Here is a 20748-nt window from a genome sequence, read left to right as displayed (position 1 = left end):
CTACACTAAGCAAAGAGTAACGATTTTACCTGACAGATATTGCAATAAGCTTCAGTGGTGGTTATATGTGGCAAAGTATCGGGCAGGCCATTGCGTCAGAAACCGGCCAATCCTTTTCTATCAAAGATAAAAAACCTATTTCCGGCGGTGACATCAATCTCGCCTTTAAAGTAAATGATGAGCAGCACAGCTATTTTATTAAACTCAACGATAAAAATCGTCTGCATCACTTTGAAGCAGAGGCCTACTCTCTTGACCAGCTTAGGGCAAGCCAAACCCTGATCACACCTGAATGTATTGCCGTGGGCACAACCCTGGATAAGAGTTATATTGTGCTCTCCCATATCGATTTTTGTAGCGACAATGGCGGCCTTTGGTACCAGCTGGGACAGCAACTTGCCCAAATGCATAAAAATTCCGGTCATGGCCAATTTGGCTGGCAATATGATAATTATCTGGGCAGCACCCGCCAACCCAACGACTGGCAGAGTAACTGGCGCAGTTTTTTTGCCGAACAAAGGATCGGCTGGCAACTACAATTATTAAGCGAACAATCCATCTATATGGGCGATATAGAGCATATCATAGCTATGTGTCATAACGGCTTGGCCCATCATCATGCGACCCCTTGCCTGGTGCATGGCGATCTTTGGCAGGGCAATGTCAGTTTTTGCGCTCGGGGCCCGGTAATTTTTGATCCCGCCTGTTATTACGGCGACCGGGAAGTTGATATCGCCATGACCGAACTTTTCGGCCAGTTTCCCGGCGAATTTTACCGGGGATACCAGAACGTCTTTCCTTTAGCTGAAGGTTATGAGCGCCGCAAAAACATTTACAATTTTTACCATATACTCAACCATGCCAACCTCTTTGGCGGTATCTATATTGATCAGGCAAAAGCCCTGTTAGGCCGACTATTCGCCCTTGCCATTCATTAACCAGCATTCAAACCAATTTACAAATAAGTTTATTTTCTACAATAGCAAGCATTTACCGCTGTCCCTTTATCATTAAAGGGGCAGCGGCTCGCACTTTGGGTAAAACCGTTCATAATGAGATAAAGTTAATGGCTAAATTGAGTTATCCATTACAAACGATATGAATCATTACACCTTGTATTGAGGATCTCATGTCTTACTCTTTTTGGCGTTAAATCTGGGAGGCATCATGCTCCAGGATATTACCGAACAACGCATTCGTTGTCCGCATTGCGGCCATCACCTGCATGTCACATTAGATACCACTTCAGGTGATCAAGATTATTATGATGAATGTCCCGCCTGCTGCAGCGATATTCATTTTAACTTGCATATAGACGAATACCGGCAAAAAATTCAGCTGGCTGTAGACAGCGATGATGAACAGGTATTTTAACGGCTGCTACCATATTCACCTAGATTGGCTTATCAATAGCTGAACAGCAAATAAAAGCTGGTAAATCATTCAATCAGCCTTTTTCACTGCCGCAGGGTTTCAATCAAGGCAGAGGTACTCAGTTAATTTTTACCGGATCAAGACGTTCGCAGATAACACTCACAGATGATGTGTCATCCAGCTTAGTTCCCTTGTCAACATACTGAATTCAGACCAGGTTCATTCGCTCCAGTGTTGACACTATTGTAATGGTTTGTTGGTCAAACTCCAGATTCACCTTGTCGTTAATGGACAACCGGCTTAGGTTAGTCCGGGCCAGGGTTTCCGGAATAAGGTGCACGCTAAATTGATTATCAACCACTTCCCCCAAGGTTAAACTGATGCCATTTATGGCAATAAAACCTTTGGGCAGGATATACTTCATCCAGTTGGGCGAACAAGAAAAAACCAACCGACAATTGCTTGAGGTCACATGATTTTCGATTAACTGTGCCTGGCAATGGACATGGCCACTGACCATATGCCCGCCAAGCTCATCCCCGACTTTTAAAGAGCGCTCAATATTGACCAGGCCATTGAGGGTTAACGCCCCAAGATTTGTTACCGCTAAACTTTCATCGATAACATCAAAACTGATATAGGCGCGATTTTCATCCAAAGGGGCAAATTCCACCACAGTTAAACAAACACCGTTAACTGCGATACTGGCGCCAAGTTCAAGCTGATCTATATTTTTTGGCTCTACAGCAAGCGTTAAACGACATAAATTATTTTCTGTTTTTATTGCTAAAACTTCAGCTTGTGATTGCACTATGCCCGTAAACATATATTATCCGTCAGGTTAAATCAGTAAAGCGTCATATTAACAAACTCAAGTCCTCGTAATAAGTACCCGAATGAATTTAAATAATTTCCTCGAACAAAGTAAAAGCCTGCTTAAACTGGCCTACCCTATTTTAATTGCCCAACTTATCCAGAATTTAATGGGGTTTTCCGATACCGTAATGGCCGGGCGCGTCAGCGCAACCGATATGGCAGCCGTGGCTGTGGCCAGCAGTGTCTGGTTACCTTTGATTTTAACCATTTATGGCCTGATCATGGCGCTGGCCACCATAGTCTCCCAACTTGCCGGGGCAAATAAATATCACCAGGTTGCCAAAGCAAGCTTTCAAACCGGGTGGATAGCCCTGATATTAGGCTTATCTTTGATCTTCTTGTACTTCCTGGTAGCCCCTTATCTTTATCCTCTGGTCACACTGGAAGCTAACTTAAAACAACTGATGTTTGACTACCTGGGTTACATCATCTGGGGCGGCCCGGGTTTTTGTTTATATTTAGTACTGAGAAATTATTCCGAAGGTTTGTCCCATACTAAACCCACCATGATCATCAGTATTATCGGCCTAGTGATCAATATCCCCGCTAACTATATCTTTATTTATGGAGAGCTGGGTATGCCGGCATTAGGCGGCGCCGGTTGCGGCATCGCCACCGCCATTGTTTACTGGGTGATGTTCTTCAGTATGCTGATCTACATTCTAGTCTCTAAAAAATTAAGACACGCACCACTGTTTAAACAATTTTACTGGCCCCAGTGGTCGGAAATTAAAGGCATTCTCGCCCTGGGTGTCCCCATCGCCCTGTCTTTATTATTTGAAGTGAGCTTATTTGCCGTGGTTGCTGTGATCCTGGCTCCTTTTGGCGCTAACGTGGTCGCCAGCCATCAGATAGCCATTAACTTTTCCGGCCTGGTGTTTATGGTGCCTTTAAGCCTGGCACTGGCGGTTACCATTAAGGTCGGGTTTGCCGTCGGTAATAAAGATTACCAGCAAGCAAAAACCATCTGCCGCTATTCGGTGATCTTGGGCTTGATGATCGCTTTATTCACCGCAGCCCTGACCCTTATTTTTAAAACCCAGATTGCCACTATCTATACCACAGACACTAAAGTTATCGAGTTGGCCGCCAGCTTAATGTTTTTAGCGGCATTATTTCAGTTCTCAGATGCTATCCAAGTGATATCCGCCGGGGCGTTACGCGGTTATAAAGACACCAAATCAATTTTAGTGATCACCTTTGTCGCCTATTGGCTAATCGGCCTGAGTTTAGGATTAATCCTGGGAGTCACCGACTGGTTAATGCCTGCCATCGGCGCTTATGGCTTCTGGATTGGCTTTATTTCAGGATTAACCACCGCAGCATTTTTCCTGGCTTGGCGGCTGCGTATAGTACAACAGCGGTTTGAACGGACATCATGTGTTTAAAATAAACACGGTTTGTTGCTTTAACAGGCAAACAGTTGTTGGTTTAAGAAAATCTGCATAAAAGTACTTGCAACAACAAAAACAGATCGCTAGTATAGCGCCCCGTTGAGGCAAAGAGATGTTTAAAGTATTTCTTAATTAAGATAAGAATAGACTCTCGATAATTGCACAAAAAATTCTGGGAGCGTAGCTCAGTTGGTTAGAGCGCATCGTTGACATCGATGAGGTCGCTGATTCGAATTCAGTCGCACCCACCATATATAAGAATAGCTGCCTTAGGGCGGCTATTTTTCTTTCTGCCCCCAAAAAGCTCAGTTACAGCAAAAAGTCTTCCCTCACCGCTTAATGAAGCATTATTGTTAAGCTGCTTTTTCAACCCGTCATGAATATTCAATAAAAAACCAATGACAATACTGGCTAATGAGAGCTATCCTGCCATATTAACTTTTACATTTAACAGCCCTGGTGCCTTAACATCTTGCGCCTATATGTTGCAGTCGTCCGTTCGCCAAATACATCACAACCGTCATCCGCCAATAACAGATACAAGGCAGCGAATGAAACGCTGGCAATCGTTCAAATTAAATGCAGCGTGTTGATTTAACAAGCAAAGTAGCATTAATTTAATGTTATTTTTAGAAAAAGGCTTGCAACAGGGAAAACAGATCGCTAGTATAGCGCCCCGTTGAGAGGCAAAGATATAGCAGAACTTATCTAGTCCCTCCTTATGGATTCGCATCCAGCTTAAATTAAGCGAATTGCACAGAATTTTGGGAGCGTAGCTCAGTTGGTTAGAGCGCATCGTTGACATCGATGAGGTCGCTGATTCGAATTCAGTCGCACCCACCATATAGCAAAAGCCGCCTTCAAGGCGGCTTTTTCTTTTCCAGCAATAAATTTGTTGCTCCCGGTATTGGAGCAAAGCCAAACATGCTTTTCTGGGCATAAGCCGTCAATCAATAGCTTAGCTTGCCAACGGCCCTGTCCCCTACTTACCTGCGACATTGATACTATACTTAGATTACCGTGAGTTAACGACGGCTTAAATGCACGGGAGCTAATATGGCTATTTCAATCAATCGTGTTCAAACACAATTATCTGTCACCCCAACCGAGCGTCAACAGCAAACAGAGCGGGCCGCACAAGAGCGCCGCGAACAGGAAGCATTACAGCAACAAAGACAACAAGCTCAGGTGCAGCAAAGGGAAAGAGAGGAAGAAAACCGAATTGCCGCACAGGAAAGAAATGCACGCACTATTGATGTGATCGTCTGACAATATGCACAGGGGCAAAGAAGAATATCGACAAGTTAATATCGAAATTCCTCTTCCCCTGCCTCCGGCTATGGCTTAAACCAGCAGCAGAGCCGATAAATCTATTTAAAAAGTCACGATAGCTTCAATAGCAAATAAGTCAGAATCACCATTAGATAACAAGTTATTTTCTGTTTCGGAATATTCAAAAACAAGCAGTAAGTCATCAGACACTTTATAAGAAGGTGAAATGGTCCATTTTTCAATGTCCGTGATGTCAAAGTCGGCATCATTTTCAACTTCCAGGGCACTGGTCCTTAATGTCAGGCCTATTTTGCTGGTAAATTCATAATTTGCCATTACCAGCCAACCATCCCCTTCATAATCTTTGCCGCCCCAATCTTCCAGATGATTATATTCCGCCGCCAGGGTCAGGCCATTTTTACTATAGCTGGCCCAGAGGTTAGTCAGCGCCTGATCATAATTGGCTATTTCTTCTGTGGTATAACCCAGATGGATGGTCACGTCGGGAATAGATTTCACCTTAACCGCAAAGTCGTAGGCATTATCATCCGTTTCCGTATCTTTGGAGTCCCAGGCACTGGCGACTATTGCGCCGTGAAAGGTAAAATCATCATTACTGTAGGTTACGCTGGCGCCATTCATCATGCCGGGGTATACCAAAGTTGCGGACGTAGAGAACTGATATAAGTCAGGAGCGTGAAAGGCTTCCCAGCCCTGGATACTCAAGAATTTACCGGCAACAATATTGAGGTTTTTATTCACCTGGTAATTAAGGTGGGCCTGTTCCAGTTCAAAGTCTTCGTCACTGCTGCCGCGAACATGCGCCACAACACTTAAGTTATCCTTTCCCTGATATAAAAACCTTAATTCCAGCGCATCCAGGGTAAAATCATCTTCGGTGTTATCATCAACATCTTCTGAAACAAATGAAGCATCCAGGTAACCCGAAAACGAAATCGGATCATGTGTTGCCGCAAGGGTTTGCGCTGAAATTAATGCCAGGCTTGATAAGGTTAAACACGTATATGCTCTCATATATTAAGTCCTCTCCAAAAATTACCTAAATTAAGTTTTACCGCATTATTATTACGACTCACTGCGAAATAAGTTTTTCAGTATTTTTATTACGACTTACTACAAAGTTAGTTGCATCACTTTTTATTACGACTTACTACAAGCTAGGATTTACCGTTTTCTGTACGACTTACTACACGTTTAAGCTGTATACCTTCAATATATTTTTTACTCGTTAAGCTCTACCACCTTTTATACAAACATAGTCCAAGATAAGTACGTTCACATCTTTATTCCCCTGAATATCAAGCATAATTGCCATTTTCAGCGCAGCTCTTCTGCTGAATAGCTAAGTTGGCACCCTTCTTCCTTTGATGTAGTACTCACCACCATTTTCACAGGTTTTACCCGGGTCTATCTTAGGATTAAAAACCATGGGCTCAACCAAATTGGCCGATTCATCGAGAATGTCGAATAACCCGGCATCATTTACCCGCCCTATCCTGGGCCTTAATGCCGTATGTAGGTTGTTACTGTTAACCCTGACCTTGCCTTCGGGGGCATTGATTTCCATGCCCTTACACGCATTAACCAGAGCAGCGGGATCAAAACTTTTGCTCATTTGTGCCGCTTTGGCAAACATTAAAAAGCCGCTATAGGCCGCCTGCATCACCCCGGAAGTCACCGCCGGCAACGGAAACTGTTTTTTATTCGCTTCAAGGAAGCTTTTAAATTTAGAAACAAAGGCTTTATTCTCGACTGAATCGACGGTTTGAAAATAAGTAAAGGAGGTATAGTGACCGACACAGTTTTTAATGCCGGCGGATAACACTTCCGGCTCCGTCATAGGGTAAGATAAAATAGGCATATTGGTGCTGTTAAGTCCCTGTTTGGTATATTCCTGCATAAAGGCATCGCCGGAAGCGCCAACGACATTGGATAATACCCAGTCGGGCTTTTTCGCTTTAATATCTTTAACGATATCTGTGTATCCGGCGGTAGTAGTCACATTCAAGTCAACATATTTTTCCCCCACCACTTTGCCGCCATTGGCAGATATTGCATATTTTGCGGCTTTGTTCATGGTACGGGGATAAATGTAGTTTGAGCCGATCAAATAAATATTTTTTCCCGAGCGTTTAATCATCCAGGGGACTGAGTTATCCACCTGCTGGTTAGGACATGAGCCGGTCATGATCATATTGTCGGTGCATTCCCGGCCTTCATAATAAGTCGGGTAGAACAATAAACCGTTGGCTTTTTGAATAATGGGCAATAACGCTTCTCGGCTGGCCGAGGTATAACAGGAATGGAAAATAGACACCCCGCTTTCCACCAACTCCTTTGCCTGTTTGGCATAATTTCCCCAGTTACTGGCGGGATCGCGCATCACAGGTACCACTTTCTTACCATTGATGCCGCCTTTGCTGTTAACTTCCTCAATCGCCATCAGCAAAACCGCTATTTGATAGGGCTCCACTATGCCCATAAACCCGGTGGAGGAAAGCACTAAACCGATGCGAATTTCATCCGAGGACGGCGCCGGCCTGGCAAAACAAACAGGATAAGGCAGTGCCAATGCCAGGGCGGCCGCTGAACAGTTGCGTACGAATCTGCGACGGGTAATACTCATGGGAAGCCTCCAAAAATGTCATACTTTAAATTGAGATACCATTTCTTTAACCTGCTGTGCCATATCGGTAACACTGCGACATGAAGTCACTGTCGTTTCCGAGCTTTCGATGACTGTGCTGGCGATGTGTTGTATCCTTTCAGTACTTTCATTGACATTGTCAATGGCCAGGGCCTGCTCCGCTGAGGCGTGGGCAATTTCAGAATTCATGGTCTGGATCACATTGACCGCTTCAACTATTTGATTTAATGACTCTCCTGCTTTATTGGCGACTTCCACCGAACTTTTTGTCTGCTCTATACTGACCTGGATCACTTCTATTGCCTGATTGGTTCCGGCCTGAAAATGATTGATCATACTTTCAATTTCTCCGGTGGAATTTTGTGTGCGCTGCGCCAGGGTCCTGACTTCATCCGCCACCACGGCAAATCCCCGCCCCATATCACCGGCACGGGCCGCTTCAATGGCGGCATTTAATGCCAATAAATTGGTCTGGTCGGCAATATCGCGGATCACATTAAGCATTTTACCGACATTTTCCCCTTCCTGCTCCAGGGTGCTTAATACGTTGGAAGTGGTTTTGGCATTGTCCGCCAAAGAATGGATTTCTTCGATAGTTTGCCCCACCACCTTAGTACCGTCTTTGACATTATTCATGGCATCATTGGCGGCTTCTTCGGCTTCTTTGGCGTGGCGTTTTACTTCATTAATGGAGGCGGAAATCTCGGTGACTGAGGTCGCTACCATATTAATTTCCTGGCTTTGCTCCAGGATGCCGGTTTTGTTGTCTTCGGTGACTTCAGACATTTTCAGCGACTCCCCCAGCTGCAAGCTGGCGGTGTCTTCTATATTTTTCAAGGCGGTAGAAAAATGCCCGAGCATGGAATTAAAAGCTTCAACCGCAAAGCCCACTTCATCGGATTTATCATAATTGACCCTGACCTTAAGATCTGAATGCTCCGCCGCATTTTGGGCCGCATCCTTCATTAACACCAACGGCGAAACGATAGAGCGGATAATAAAATAAGAGGTGGAAATAACGATGGCGCCTAACACCAAGGTGTAAAGGATAGACTGGGTGATGGCATCTTCTTGAATATCTTGTGTTGAAGTATCTAAGTTAACCATGGTTTGCTTGTCAATTTTAGCTATTTCCTGCTCCAGTACCTGTAGCAATGCCTGAAACTGCTCATTACCGGTATCAAGCAGCTTGTTCATGGCATCTTCCTTGGCAAAATTACTGCTCATATCTATGGCCTGCAAACCAATATCGGTAATAAAAGGCTGCCACAAACCAAGGATTTTTTGACTGGCTTTTTTACTGGCAGCATCGATTTTTCCAACACCGAGCAAGCCTTTTTCTATCTGAGCGGAAAGATCGGTTATTTCCGCCTGCATCTGAGTCATGGTTTCATCTTCAAAAGTACTGGCATGGACGATAAGCCGGTAGTAGACATTCCAAATCATACTGCGGATATTTTGCAGTTTGGCTAAGGGGATAGTGCTTTCCTTAAAGATAACCGAGGTGGATTGTGCTACCTGGCCGGTAAGGTTGATCCCGGAATAACCTATGATGACAAAAAAGAGGGTTACGACAAAAGAGAAGACATAAAGCTTATTTTTTACTGAGATGCTTTTCATTGTTAACGACTGCCAGTTAAGAAGAATTATCCTTAAGAACCAGTTTTAATGAATTACTTTTCAAGTGACTTAAGTGTAGATGCTCTTTTTAGAAAGACAAACTTAACCTTTCCCCAGCCCCCCGGATAAATAAGGGTCAGCAGCTAAAATGAGTATAAAATTATCCCGGGAAAACAGGGACGAAATTTACACAGGGCAGAAAAAAGAGCAGGACAAAACCTGCAAATGAACATAAGATGCCGGCCTGAAGGTAAGCCGGCACCAAGTAATAAAAATGTTATGGAAAAATTAGTGCTGGTGACCGCCAACGCCGTGGGCATGGCCATGTTCAATTTCTTCAGCTGTAGCTTCACGCACATCCAGCACTTCTAAATCAAAGGTCAGCACCTTGCCGGCAAGCGGCGGATTAATATCGACCGTTACCATAAATTTACCTACTTTAACAACCGTAACCTGGCGCTCCCCCTGCTCCGTGTGCACCAGGGCAGTCATACCCGGCTGCCATTTATCGGCTCCCTGCAGGTGTTTAACCGGTACCCGCTGAATAGCATCTTCCTGGCGCTCGCCGTAGGCTTCTTCGGGCTGAAGCGTGACAGAAAACTTATCACCGGCGGCTTTATCGGTTAATGCCTTCTCAACCCCCACCAACATATTATTAAAACCGTGCAGGTAGGCAAGCGGATCCCCGCCCACTGAAGACTCGATTTCTTTACCCGCTTCATCTTTTAACGTGTAATGAAACTGGACAACGGTTTTATCTGCAATTTTCATAGCAATTCCAAAAATGTTCTTTTCGTTAATTTGGCCGCGAGTGTAGCAAAAACCCTCTAAAATCCCTAATCTTTTATCCCTGATAAGCATGTGTTAACAAAGCAGGGCGACATCAGGCCCAAAGCAAGAGGATCACCACACTGGCAAGGACCAGCAACATGCCGATATATTCAGCGAAAGCGATTTTTTCTTTAAACAGCCGGTAGGTAAGCACGAGCGTAATAAAAAACTCCACCTGTCCTAAGGCCTTAACATAAGCGGCATTTTGCAAACTGGCGCCGGTAAACCAGCCAATGGAACCCAGCACGCTAGTGATCCCGACAAACAGGCATAAACGCCAGTGTTTAAGCATAAGGGGCAACTGGGCTTTATCCTTCAGCCATAAATACACCAGGGAGATCAGCGATTGCACTGTGATCATAAAAACCAGGGTCAACGCCGCACTCACTATTAAGTTGGTTGCCAGTGCCAGACTCGACTGGCGGATCAATAACGTGGTGATCGCCAGCGCCAGCCCGGAAGCCAGCCCGAAACCCGCGCCGGGGCTTTGCCATAACTCCCTGACCGAGAGTTTGACCTTAGATAAAATCAAGACACCGACCACGCCTAAAATCACCGAAAACCAGCCCCAGAGACTCAAAGGAGCGGCAAAAAATAAAGCCCCGACCACTGCCACCTGGATCGCCTCGGTTTTAGATAAACTGGTGGCCACGGCAAAATTACGGTATTTGAATGCCGCAACCAAAAAAACCGTGCCCAGGATTTGCGTCACGCAGGCAATGGTCGCATATTGAATAAAGGCCTGATTTAGTTTGGGAATCTCCATCTGATGATATTCGAGCAAAACATATAAATAAAACCAGGCAAAAGGTAAAGCATAAAGGTAACGCACTCCCGTTGTCGCCATCGCATTTAAATGACCCGACAACTGCTTCTGACCCGCGGTGCGTACCGCCTGCATCAAGGCGGCAAGCAAGGTAAAATAAATCCAGGTTTGCAATTAAATCCTCCTTAAAAATAATCACAACTTGCCATGAATCCCGGGGCATTCATGGCAAAATATTCAATAAGAAAAAGTTAAAGTCGCGAAATCAGTGTTCAGGGGCATATTTGAACTGGCTTTGCAGTTCACTAACCCCCAGTCCATTGAACTTTTTCACTTTAATCTGTACCGCAATTCTTTCCTTTAAGGTTTCCACATGGCTGATCACCCCGATCATCTTACCGCTGGCATTAAGGTTATCCAGGGCGTCCAGGGCGATTTCCAATGTCTCATTATCTAAAGTGCCAAAGCCTTCATCCAGGAACAGGGAATCGATGCTGGTTTTTGCACTCACCAGATCAGATAACGCCAATGCCAGCGCCAGACTCACCAGGAAGCTTTCCCCGCCGGAGAGAGTTTTGGTATCCCGGACAGTATCCCCCTGCCAGGTATCGAGCACCTCCAGTGCCAGAGCATCCGTTTGCTGGCATTGCAATTGGTAGCGGCCATGTAAACGCTCAAGCTGTAAATTCGCCAGATAAACCAGGTGCGCCAAAGTTAACCCCTGGGCAAAACGCCGGAATTTGGCCCCGTCGGCAGAGCCTATCATGGCATTGAGGCAGGATAAGTCTTCCAGTTGATCTTGTTTCTCATTGATTTGCTGCAGAATTTCTGCCTGCTGTTCACGCAATTGCCTGTCATGGGCGAGTTTCTGGCTAAGCTCCCCCTGCTTTTGCTGCAGCAGCTTAAGCTCTTGCTGCACGGCAGCCAGCTGCTGCTTTAACATTTCGGCATTATCCTGGCCATCGCCGAAACCGGCTTTAGCGGCTAGCAGCTTTTCACTTTCAAGCTCCCCCTGCTTTATCAGGGTTTGCGCCTGCTGTATTTCCTCGCTAATTTGCTGTTTTAACCGGGTTAACTCCAGGCGTTTTTCCTGCGGCAGCAAGGCGGCAAGAAAGTCACTTTCAAGCTCGAACGGACTGGCACTCAGCAGGGATTGCCATTGCTCCTGACTGCTTGCTACTTGCTGCATCCCCTGCTGTAACTGCTGCTGACTGACCTGTAACTGCCCCTGCAATAACTTAAGCTGCTGCTGGGCATCCGCCAGGGCCTGCTGACAGCCGAGTAACTGCTGTTCAAGCAGCTTACGCTGCTCCTGGATATCGCCCCTGACATCCGCCACCAACTGAGTGCCGAACAATGCCTGCCGCTGGGCCTGTTTTTGCCCAAGCAACTCTTGATATTGCTTGAGTAAATCCTGTGCCTGTTGCAGCTCCTGGCCTAAATAGCGTACCTGCTCTTCCTGCACCGCAAGGTTTTGCTGATGTGCTGCCAGTTGCTCTTTTTGCTCCCCTTGCCTGGTTAAGGCATCCTGATAACTTTGTACCTTAGTCACTTGCTGCTGCCACCAGGCATCAAAGCTTTCCGGCGCAGGATAATGCAGCGCCAAGCCTTTAAGCTCGCCGGTTAACTGCTGCGTAATTTCCTCCAGCGCCGCTTGCTGCTGCTGATACTGCTGCTTCATCTGGGAGATAGCATTCTGATCAAAGCTGAGCTTACTGCCCGATAAGTCAAACTGGTTTTGCAGCGCCATCACTTGTTTGTCCAGCCGGGTGACTTCTTGCTGCTGCTGGTTTATTTGCTGATTAAGCTGTTGTAATTGCTGATTTTGTGCCGTCAGCCATTCCAACCTTGACTCATTTTTCAGTAAATTTTCCTCAATAGCCTCAAGCTGGCTTAACGGATAGGAGAGCTGCAACACATCCTGGAATTGCTGCCAGCCAAGCAATAACTCTTCCTGCTCCCGGCGATTAACGTTAATACTTTCGAGCAAGGTATCATGGCGTCCCTGGAGCTTGCTGCCCTGGTTATTCAGCTCCAGTCCCTGCTTTTCAATCTCCTTTAACAGCTGCTTTTGCTGCTCTTGTCTTTGCTGATATTCATTGCTGCTTGCACCGGCATATTCAACAACAGACGGATGTTCCTTCGAACCACATAACGGGCAGGCCTGCCCGGCCTGTAAGGCTTGCCTGTGCTGTGACAAGGACATAATGGTTTGCTGCTGCAAGACCAAGGCGTCTAAATCCCTTAACTGTTGCTGCTCCCGGGAAAATGTCTGCCTTAATTGATCCCGCTTGGCGGTAATGCCTGATAATTCGAGGGTGATCCCTTTGCTCTGCTGTTCTTGCTCATTGATTTGCTGTGCCAGCCGGGCAAAACGCCGGACATTTTGCAATGCCTGACCCGCTTGCGCTTGTTGTCCCTGCAGCCGGGTTAACTCATCAATGAGCTGCTGCTCATCAAGTCCGCTGTTTTGTGCGAACAGCCCTTGCTTTTCATCGCTAAGCGCTTGCATCTTCAGTTGCGCCTGCTGGTATAAGACGCCGGCCTGTTCACGGCTTTTTTGCTGGCGCTCATGTTCATCCCGGGCCTGTATCAGTTGCTGCTCAAGCTCAGCTATTTTTCCGCCCAGGGAACTTTGTTCGCTCCTTTGCTGATTGATTTGGGCAAACTTCTCCTGCCACAGGGGTAATTTTTCCGCCAGTTGCGGATAAAAGGGATGCTGGCCGATAAAAGCCGTGTTTTTTTCATAGTCATCAAGCAAGGCCTTATGCTGAACCTGATCTTGCTGTAATTGCTGTTGAGCACCACCGAGTTTTTCTTTTATTTGTGTCAGTACTTGCTGTTGGCGATTAACCTGCCCCAGATCTGAATCAATCGCCTGATCCAGGGGAATAATGGTCTCTACCACTAAGGTTTCGGTGCGGGTAAAATCCTGCTCTTTAACCGCCTGCTCTTGAGTAAGCTGCGCTAATTGCGCATGCTGGCTTTGGGCTTTCTCTTCGGCTGCCGATAACGCTGCACTGATTTTCTCAATCGCCTGCTGGTTTTGCACCTGAGCCTGATCAAGGGCCTGTTTTTGCTCATAAGTACTGCGCAACGCTTCGGCAGGCTCGGCCCTTTGTAACTGCACCAGCAAATCCTGGGAGTCATTTTCTTTTGCCTGCGCCTGTGCCAGGGCATCCCTGGCACTTGCCAATTGCGTGCACGCTTGTTGATATTGCTGTTGCCAATTCAGGGCCTGCTGGGCTTTTTCCTGCTGTGTCAGCAGCTGTTTTTCCCTGAACTCATTTTGTTCGAGCGCTTGCTGAATTTGCCTTAACTCTTCTTCTGTCAGCACCACCACGCCCTGGCTTTGCGCCATCAGGAGTCTTAACGCTTCGTTTTCACTTTTAAAGTCTTCATATATCTTTTGCGAGATCAGGCCATAAATTTCGGTACCGGTGAGCTCTTCCAGCAGCTCTGCCCGTTCATTGGCGGGGGCATTTAAAAAAGCGGCAAATTGCCCCTGGGATAACATCATCGACTTGGTAAAGCGGCCAAAATCCAGTCCGGTAATACGGGCAATTTCACTGCGCACCACAGATAGCTTTTCCGCCACTATACTGCCGTCGAGTAAGGCCAGCTCAGCTTTAGGGGATTGTAATTTTCCGTCTAACTTGTTTTTGGCCCGGCGCTGGCTCCAAAAGGCCCGGTATCCCTGGCCTTTCACTTCAAATTCCACCTCCGCCAGACAAGTCGCGGTATTACGGGTCATCAGCTGGTTTTGCTTATCCGACACCGTTAATCTCGGGGTCTGATGATACAAAGCCAGGCAAATGGCATCTAATATTGTGGTTTTACCGGCACCGGTAGGACCGGTAATGGCAAAAACCCCGTTGCTGTCAAAAGGCGAAGCGCTAAAGTCAATTTTCCAGCTGCCCTTTAAGGCATTAATGTTTTCAAAACGCAGGCTTAAGATCTTCATGCATTCTGCTCCGTTTTTACCGCTTCCGCCGCCTGTAAAAAGAGCGTCGTTAACCTTTGTTCGCGCTCAAACTCTGCATCCGTCTGCCAGTTTTCCTGCGCCAAGCGGGCGGTAAAAACATCGGATATTGATAATTCGTCTAACGTGATCTTCTCCCGGACACTGCCCAGCGCTTGCCGGTTTTTCTTGCTGCGCCTTATCCTCAACACTTCTATCGGCAGATCTTCAAGCAAAGTTTCTATCCGCCCCTGTACATCCTGCAGATAATCGCCGCTGTCGATCTCGATATCCAGCCACAGTGTTTGTCCCGGCAACAACCCTTGCTGGTGCTCCGTTGCCAGCTGCTGTATTTCCTGCCCTAAGCGCTCCTGCGACGTTTTCACCATAAACAGGGGTTGAAAACAGGGAACGGCTACTGAGGTCACCTTATCCAGCGCGCCGCCGGCAAAGTCTGCCAGCAAGACCTGCTTGCCCTGCCCGGCCTCATCGAAACTTAACGGCAAAGGAGAGCCGCTGTAGCGGATATGTTCACTTTTGGCAACTTTTTGCCCGCGGTGAATGTGTCCCAGGGCAATATAATCGGCTTCGGGAAACTCCCGGGCGGGAAAAGCTTCCAGGGTGCCGATATAAATGTCCCGCACCGACTCTGTGGTTGTGACCCCCAAGGCGGTGAGGTGTCCTGTTGCCATGATCGGCAGTTTTTGCCCGGCGGGAGTTATTGCCAGTTGCCCGGCCCGGCGGTAAAGCTTTTGGTAATGTTCGCTGATGGCCAGCTGCAGTGCCTGCTGTTTTTCCTGTGCGCTTTGTCCGGCCCGGCTTTTGAGTACATCTCTTGGCCGGATAAAGGGAATGGCACATAACACCAGGGCATCTTGGCCGCTTTTATTTTGAACTACAAAGACTTGCTGCTCCAAGTCCTCGCTGACCGCCGGGATCACCCGGGTGGACAGGTGTGCCAGCAACTGTTTCGATTCCCCGAGCATGGCAACCGAATCATGGTTGCCGGCTAAAATCACCAGCTGGCAGCCGAGCCGGTTTAACTGCACCACAAAGTCAAAATACATTTCTCGGGCATAGCTGGGAGGCGTGCCGGTATCAAAAATATCACCGGCGACCAGGACTAAATCCACCGATAAACTGCTGACCTGCTCCAGTAGCCAGGATAAAAAGCCCTGGTGCTCGGCGGCCCGGCTTTTGCCATAAAAATATTGTCCCAGATGCCAGTCTGAGGTGTGAAGAATACGCATAAAAGTGAAAAGTCCTGTCAGAACTGCTGGCCATTATTCGCCCTTGTGCCTGCGGCGATCATCAAGCCCGATAACAAAACGCTGATTCTACCCCAAGCCGGGACAAGACGCAGGAAAATTTGTTAATTTTCATTATTCTTCATTTTTATCCCGAAAAAATTACCCCGGCAGCAGATAAGGCGGCAAGGCCATTGCAACTTTTGCCCGAATAACACATAGTGACGGCACCAGTTAATCGTTATTTTCATTCCCTTTTGCCATACAAGACAGGTTATTAACCTGTTTTAGGAGTTGCCATGACACCGGCCGTCAACAGCGCGAAAAAACATAAAATCGCTTTCACCCTGCACCAGTACCAGCATGAAGCAAGCTCGGCTTCTTTTGGCCTGGAAGCGGCGGAGAAACTGGCGGTGGCGCCGGAAAAAATTTTTAAGACCCTGGTAGTCAGTACACAGGACAAACAATTGGCTGTGGCAATAGTCCCCGTAATGTTGCAATTAGATCTCAAAGCCATGGCCAAGGCACTCGCTTGTAAAAAAGTGACCATGGCAGACAAGGCGCAGGTAGAGAAAAGCACCGGTTATGTGCTCGGAGGTGTCAGCCCGCTTGGGCAGAAAAAAAGCCTGGTCACCGTGATAGATAAAAGCTGTGAAGCCTTGGCCACTATGTTTGTCAGCGGCGGCAAACGGGGGCTGGAAATTGAACTCGCCCCCAAAGATCTCACCAGATTAACCCGGGGAGCTTTTTTCGCCATCAGCACTGAAAATTAACAGGCACTTGATTTAAAAACCTTATTGAAGGAGACAAATGATGCAGTATAAAACCGTCACCGCAGCAAAAACAAAATCCATTGCCCTGGTCGGCCACGACAACCGCAAAGACGAACTGATCCGCTGGTGCCAGCAGCACAGACAGAAACTGGCCGCGCATAAACTCTTTGCCACAGGTACCAGCGGACACCTGGTGGCAGAGCAAAGCTCACTTAAGGTAGAAAAACTCATCAGCGGGCCCTTGGGGGGCGATCAGCAAATCGGTGCTTTGATCTCGGAGCAAAAAATCGACCTCCTGATTTTTTTCTGGGATCCCCTGGCAGCCCAGCCCCATGATCCCGATGTCAAAGCATTATTAAGACTGGCGGCAGTATGGAATATTCCGGTTGCCTGCAACCAGGCCAGTGCCGACTTTATCGTCAATTCGCCGTTATTTGACCGCGCATATGACAAAACCATCCCGGATTACCAACACTATATCGATAGCCGGGTGACAAAAAAATAATGCCGCTTTGATGATAACCGCAACTAAACGCTTATTTTTACTATAATAAATACAAGGATCGGTGAAAGCATCCCTGAGTAACAAGTTGATATAACAATACCAAGCTAAAATAAGGCCCAAATAAGCCCGGGATAAGTTTTTATGAAGCCATATCGCTCTTGCTTTTATACTTTGCTGCTGCTTTTTTTTATCCCGGCACTGCTTTTTTCCGTCCATAGCAGCGAGTCTGGCAGGTTTTACAAACTCTATCTCGATGCCGATTTCACCCATACCAAGGCGGCAGGTTACGCCATCAAGCAGGGGATCATGCTGGCCCTGGCTGAAAGCGATTATAAAATTAAAGACTATCGTTTTGAATTAGTGTTAAAAGATCACAAGGGTAACTCGCTGCGCAGCAAAAGCAACCTGGAGAGCTTTTTAGCCGATCCCCGGGCACTGGCGGTGTTTTCCGGCCTGCATTCTCCTCCCCTGCTGGCCAACCAGTCTTATATCAACAACCAGCAAATTTTACTGCTAGACCCCTGGGCGGCGGCAGGGCCTATCACCCGGAGCAAAGACAAAGAAAACTGGATTTTCCGCCTATCCATTGACGATTATAAAGCCGGCTACACCATCAGCACGTATGCACTCAAACAAGGCTTTAAAAAACCTTATCTGTTACTGGAGGATACCGGCTGGGGACGGTCAAATGAGAAAACCATGACCCGTGCCCTGAGCGATAAAGGCATTAAACCCGTCGGCATCGAATGGTTTAACTGGGGCATAGGAAAAAACCATGCCCGGTTGTTATTACGCAATGTGCTGTCATCCGGCGCAGATGTGATCTTTTTTGTCGGCAATGCCCCGGAGGGCAAAACCTTTGTTCAGGCGATGATCGACTTACCGGAAAAAACACGCCTGCCGATCCGCAGCCATTGGGGGATCACTGGCGGGGACTTTGCCCAGGTCATCAATGCCGAGATGCGCAAAGAGATAGATCTGCAATTTATCCAAACCCGGTTTTCATTTCTGAACCGCTCATTATCAACGTTTGCACAAAAGGTACTCAGCAACGCCAAAGCTAAGTTGCCGGGGATCAAAACCCCCTATGATATCAAGGCACAAACGGGCTTTGTCCATGGCTACGACTTAACCCGGTTACTGATAGCCGCCATCCGTCAGGCGGGATTAACCGGCGATGCTCACCAAGACAGACAGGCAATACATTATGCCCTTGAGCACTTATCACAGGATGTCACCGGGCTGCTAAAAACTTACCGGCGGCCGTTTCAACCTTATGATAAAAACAGCCCCAATGCCCATGAAGCGCTGGGCCGGCAGGATTATACCATGGGTTATTACGGCGATAACAATGAAGTGCTCCTGCTGACACAACCAATAACCGGCAATCACTGAGGCAAAAGCACAATAAGATGAAACATATTTCCATTTCTTATGCCCTGGCCCGCTTTGTCTTTTTAAGCTGTTTAACCCTGGCCCTGCTTACCAGCATCTTAGTGGTCAGCCATGTGGTCACTTCCTTTAGCCAGCAGCAGGATAAAGTGATTAACCGGGAAATCGCCAGCATCAGCAAAAATTTCCTGCTTTTTCTCAGCCACAGACAAATCTTGCTCAGCGAACAGGCACGTACACCTATCATGCTACAAACCTTGATGCAGCCGGAGTCCAATATCGGCAAAATCCAGGATCATATGGCAGATCTTTCAATATTGGGCAAAAAATATCCCCAGAGCCTGTTAGACTTTCAGGGCAATATCTTGCATGCCACAGATCACACCCGGGTGGTAGATTTTAAACAAACCCCCTGGCTCGCTGGCCTGCTTTCGGGAACAATCCCCCATTATACCGGGGTAGAGACGATAAACGGCAGACATTACTGGTGCCTGGCAGTGCCGATAAACTATCAGCAAACCATAGAGGGGGTGCTAACCACCCTGCTGCCCCTGGGTGAAATTTACCCGCAAAAAACACCGGACACCCGCTTTAAAGGCCTGGCCATTGAAATATTAAAAGATAAACAAAGCCTGATCCGTTTTGGTGAACAGCTTAAAGGGCACAGCCTGTTGATCCCCTGGCCATTTTCACAACTGTCGCTACGCTTTACCGTCGACGATGAAGCGCAGAACCAACAAGTCTTTACCCTGGTGCTGCAACTGAGCCTGCTGATCATTGTCGCCATCGCCCTGACCACCCTACTCGCCTATTTATATGGCTACCGCTACCTGGTCAAACCTGTCTTTATGGTGGCCAGGGCTACGGATGAGCTGGATAAAGGAGGCAATTACCTCAAACTCAAGGAAGAATTCCGCATCAAGGAGTTTTCCGAACTGTTCAAAAAATTCAATCATATGACCGCCCAGGTAAACCTTAGGGAAGTTGCCCTCAGGCAGAGTTACGATCAGCTGTCCCAAACCATAGAAGAGTTAAAACAAAGTGAATCCCAGCTGGTACAGGCAGAAAAGATGGCCAGCCTAGGCACCCTGGCCGCCGGCATCGCCCATGAAATCAATAATCCCGTAGGTTTTATCAAAAGCAACCTTGATGTCTTACAGGACTATGCGCAAAGCCTGAAGGCCTATCATCAAGAAATCACCGCACATCCAACCGACGAACGGCAAAAACAAAACCTGAGCCTGCTGGCAGAAAAATATGATCTCGACTATATCTTTAGCGATATTGCCCCCTTGCTGCAAAGTTCATTAACCGGGGTCGAACGGGTTATTGCCATTATCGACAGCCTGAAAACCTTTGCCCGGGTCGACCAGCCGCAAAAAAGCCTGTGTGATATCAACGAGGGGATCAAGGCCACCATTACCATGGCCTGGAACGAATTAAAATATCATTGCCAATTGCATCAGGAATTCGGACGGCTGCCACAAATTCCAGGCTATCCGGGAAAACTCAACCAGGTATTTATGAACCTGCTGATCAATGCCGGCCAGGCGATAACAGATAAGGGGGAGATTTTTATCCGTACCTATGAGCTTAACCAGAATATTGTTATCGAAATCAGGGATACCGGATGCGGCATCAAACCGGAAAATATCAACCAGATCTTTAACCCCTTTTATACCTCCAAAGCCGTTGGCCAGGGCACAGGCTTGGGCCTGTCCATCAGTCATGACATTATTTTACAGCACAAGGGCCGCATCGAAGTCAATTCTAAACCCGGTGACGGTACTTGTTTTACCATCTATTTGCCGATACCGGATCAGGACAACCCCGCCATAGAGCCGCCGGCAAGCTGTCCGGCAGCAACCGCCCCTTAGTTTTGACTTGCCTTAGTTTTAACTTGTCTTCATTTTACCTGTATTCGTTTGCTCCCTTTTAGCGCTATCGGCATCCGTTTTTTGCGCTCAGCCCATACCGCCCTATCCTGCATTGCATTTTGCAAATATTACCAATAAATCATTGCCTGCGACATCAAGCAACAGGTTAATCAATTGAAATATAACAAATAA

General features: G+C 47.1%; 16 protein-coding genes and 2 tRNA genes. 10 read left to right on the top strand and 8 right to left on the bottom strand.

Annotated features, from left to right (window positions below):
• Positions 1-65: 65 nt before the first annotated feature.
• Complete coding sequence (locus tag QL234_RS07880) at positions 66-938, top strand: fructosamine kinase family protein (RefSeq protein WP_281557277.1); 873 nt, start codon at positions 66-68, stop codon at positions 936-938.
• A gap of 229 nt (positions 939-1167) precedes the next feature.
• Positions 1168-1374: a CPXCG motif-containing cysteine-rich protein gene (locus tag QL234_RS07875; RefSeq protein ID WP_044834842.1), complete on the top strand. Its 207-nt coding sequence runs from the start codon at positions 1168-1170 to the stop codon at positions 1372-1374.
• Between the two features lie 208 nt (positions 1375-1582).
• On the opposite strand, the gene QL234_RS07870 is transcribed toward QL234_RS07875, so the two are convergent.
• The gene (locus QL234_RS07870; RefSeq protein WP_281557276.1) at positions 1583-2200 is read right to left on the bottom strand and encodes a riboflavin synthase subunit alpha; all 618 of its coding nucleotides are present in this window, start codon (positions 2198-2200) and stop codon (positions 1583-1585) included.
• 70 nt (positions 2201-2270) lie between these two features.
• On the opposite strand from QL234_RS07870, the gene QL234_RS07865 reads away from it, so the two are divergent.
• From QL234_RS07865 to QL234_RS07850, 4 genes are all read left to right on the top strand, one after another.
• Positions 2271-3638, top strand: a complete 1368-nt coding sequence (locus QL234_RS07865; RefSeq protein WP_281557275.1) for an MATE family efflux transporter — start codon at positions 2271-2273, stop codon at positions 3636-3638.
• 180 nt (positions 3639-3818) lie between these two features.
• A tRNA-Val gene (locus QL234_RS07860) sits at positions 3819-3895 on the top strand.
• Positions 3896-4410: 515 nt separating this feature from the next.
• Positions 4411-4487 (top strand) — tRNA-Val (locus QL234_RS07855).
• A 213-nt stretch (positions 4488-4700) separates the two neighbouring features.
• The gene (locus QL234_RS07850; protein WP_044834839.1) at positions 4701-4913 is read left to right on the top strand and encodes a hypothetical protein; all 213 of its coding nucleotides are present in this window, start codon (positions 4701-4703) and stop codon (positions 4911-4913) included.
• 105 nt (positions 4914-5018) lie between these two features.
• Here the strand turns inward: QL234_RS07850 and QL234_RS07845 are convergent, their stop codons facing one another.
• The 7 genes from QL234_RS07845 to sbcD all read right to left on the bottom strand — a co-directional run bounded on the left by QL234_RS07845 (position 5019) and on the right by sbcD (position 16012).
• Positions 5019-5951, bottom strand: a complete 933-nt coding sequence (locus tag QL234_RS07845; RefSeq protein WP_281557274.1) for a porin — start codon at positions 5949-5951, stop codon at positions 5019-5021.
• 328 nt (positions 5952-6279) lie between these two features.
• Entirely contained in the window at positions 6280-7563 is a 1284-nt protein-coding gene (locus QL234_RS07840; protein ID WP_281557273.1) for a transporter substrate-binding domain-containing protein, read from the bottom strand.
• Between the two features lie 18 nt (positions 7564-7581).
• On the bottom strand, positions 7582-9204 hold the full coding sequence (locus tag QL234_RS07835; RefSeq protein WP_281557272.1) for a methyl-accepting chemotaxis protein: 1623 nt from the start codon (positions 9202-9204) through the stop codon (positions 7582-7584).
• Between the two features lie 288 nt (positions 9205-9492).
• Entirely contained in the window at positions 9493-9975 is a 483-nt protein-coding gene (locus tag QL234_RS07830) for a peptidylprolyl isomerase (RefSeq protein ID WP_044834837.1), read from the bottom strand.
• Between the two features lie 112 nt (positions 9976-10087).
• Positions 10088-10975: a DMT family transporter gene (locus QL234_RS07825; protein WP_281557271.1), complete on the bottom strand. Its 888-nt coding sequence runs from the start codon at positions 10973-10975 to the stop codon at positions 10088-10090.
• Positions 10976-11066: 91 nt separating this feature from the next.
• Positions 11067-14765 (bottom strand): SbcC/MukB-like Walker B domain-containing protein, encoded by a 3699-nt coding sequence (locus QL234_RS07820; protein ID WP_281557270.1) that lies wholly within the window; start codon positions 14763-14765, stop codon positions 11067-11069.
• Positions 14762-16012 (bottom strand): exonuclease subunit SbcD, encoded by a 1251-nt coding sequence (gene sbcD / locus QL234_RS07815; protein ID WP_281557269.1) that lies wholly within the window; start codon positions 16010-16012, stop codon positions 14762-14764. Before sbcD ends, QL234_RS07820 begins: the two co-directional genes overlap by 4 nt.
• A 296-nt stretch (positions 16013-16308) precedes the next feature.
• Between sbcD and ybaK the strand changes: the two genes are divergently transcribed.
• From ybaK to QL234_RS07795, 4 genes are all read left to right on the top strand, one after another.
• The gene (ybaK, locus tag QL234_RS07810; protein ID WP_281557268.1) at positions 16309-16782 is read left to right on the top strand and encodes a Cys-tRNA(Pro) deacylase; all 474 of its coding nucleotides are present in this window, start codon (positions 16309-16311) and stop codon (positions 16780-16782) included.
• A 40-nt stretch (positions 16783-16822) separates the two neighbouring features.
• Positions 16823-17287, top strand: a complete 465-nt coding sequence (locus QL234_RS07805; RefSeq protein WP_281557778.1) for a methylglyoxal synthase — start codon at positions 16823-16825, stop codon at positions 17285-17287.
• Between the two features lie 141 nt (positions 17288-17428).
• Positions 17429-18682, top strand: coding sequence for an ABC transporter substrate-binding protein (locus QL234_RS07800; RefSeq protein ID WP_281557267.1), 1254 nt, complete (start codon positions 17429-17431; stop codon positions 18680-18682).
• Between the two features lie 17 nt (positions 18683-18699).
• Entirely contained in the window at positions 18700-20556 is a 1857-nt protein-coding gene (locus QL234_RS07795; RefSeq protein WP_281557266.1) for an ATP-binding protein, read from the top strand.
• Positions 20557-20748 lie beyond the last annotated feature (192 nt).

Origin of the sequence: Thalassomonas sp. RHCl1 (assembly GCF_947387555.1) — a bacterium.
Taxonomy (GTDB): Bacteria; Pseudomonadota; Gammaproteobacteria; order Enterobacterales; family Alteromonadaceae; genus Thalassomonas.
The sequence above is the reverse complement of the archived record's forward strand: the minus strand, read 5'-3'. Positions and strand labels throughout refer to the sequence as shown.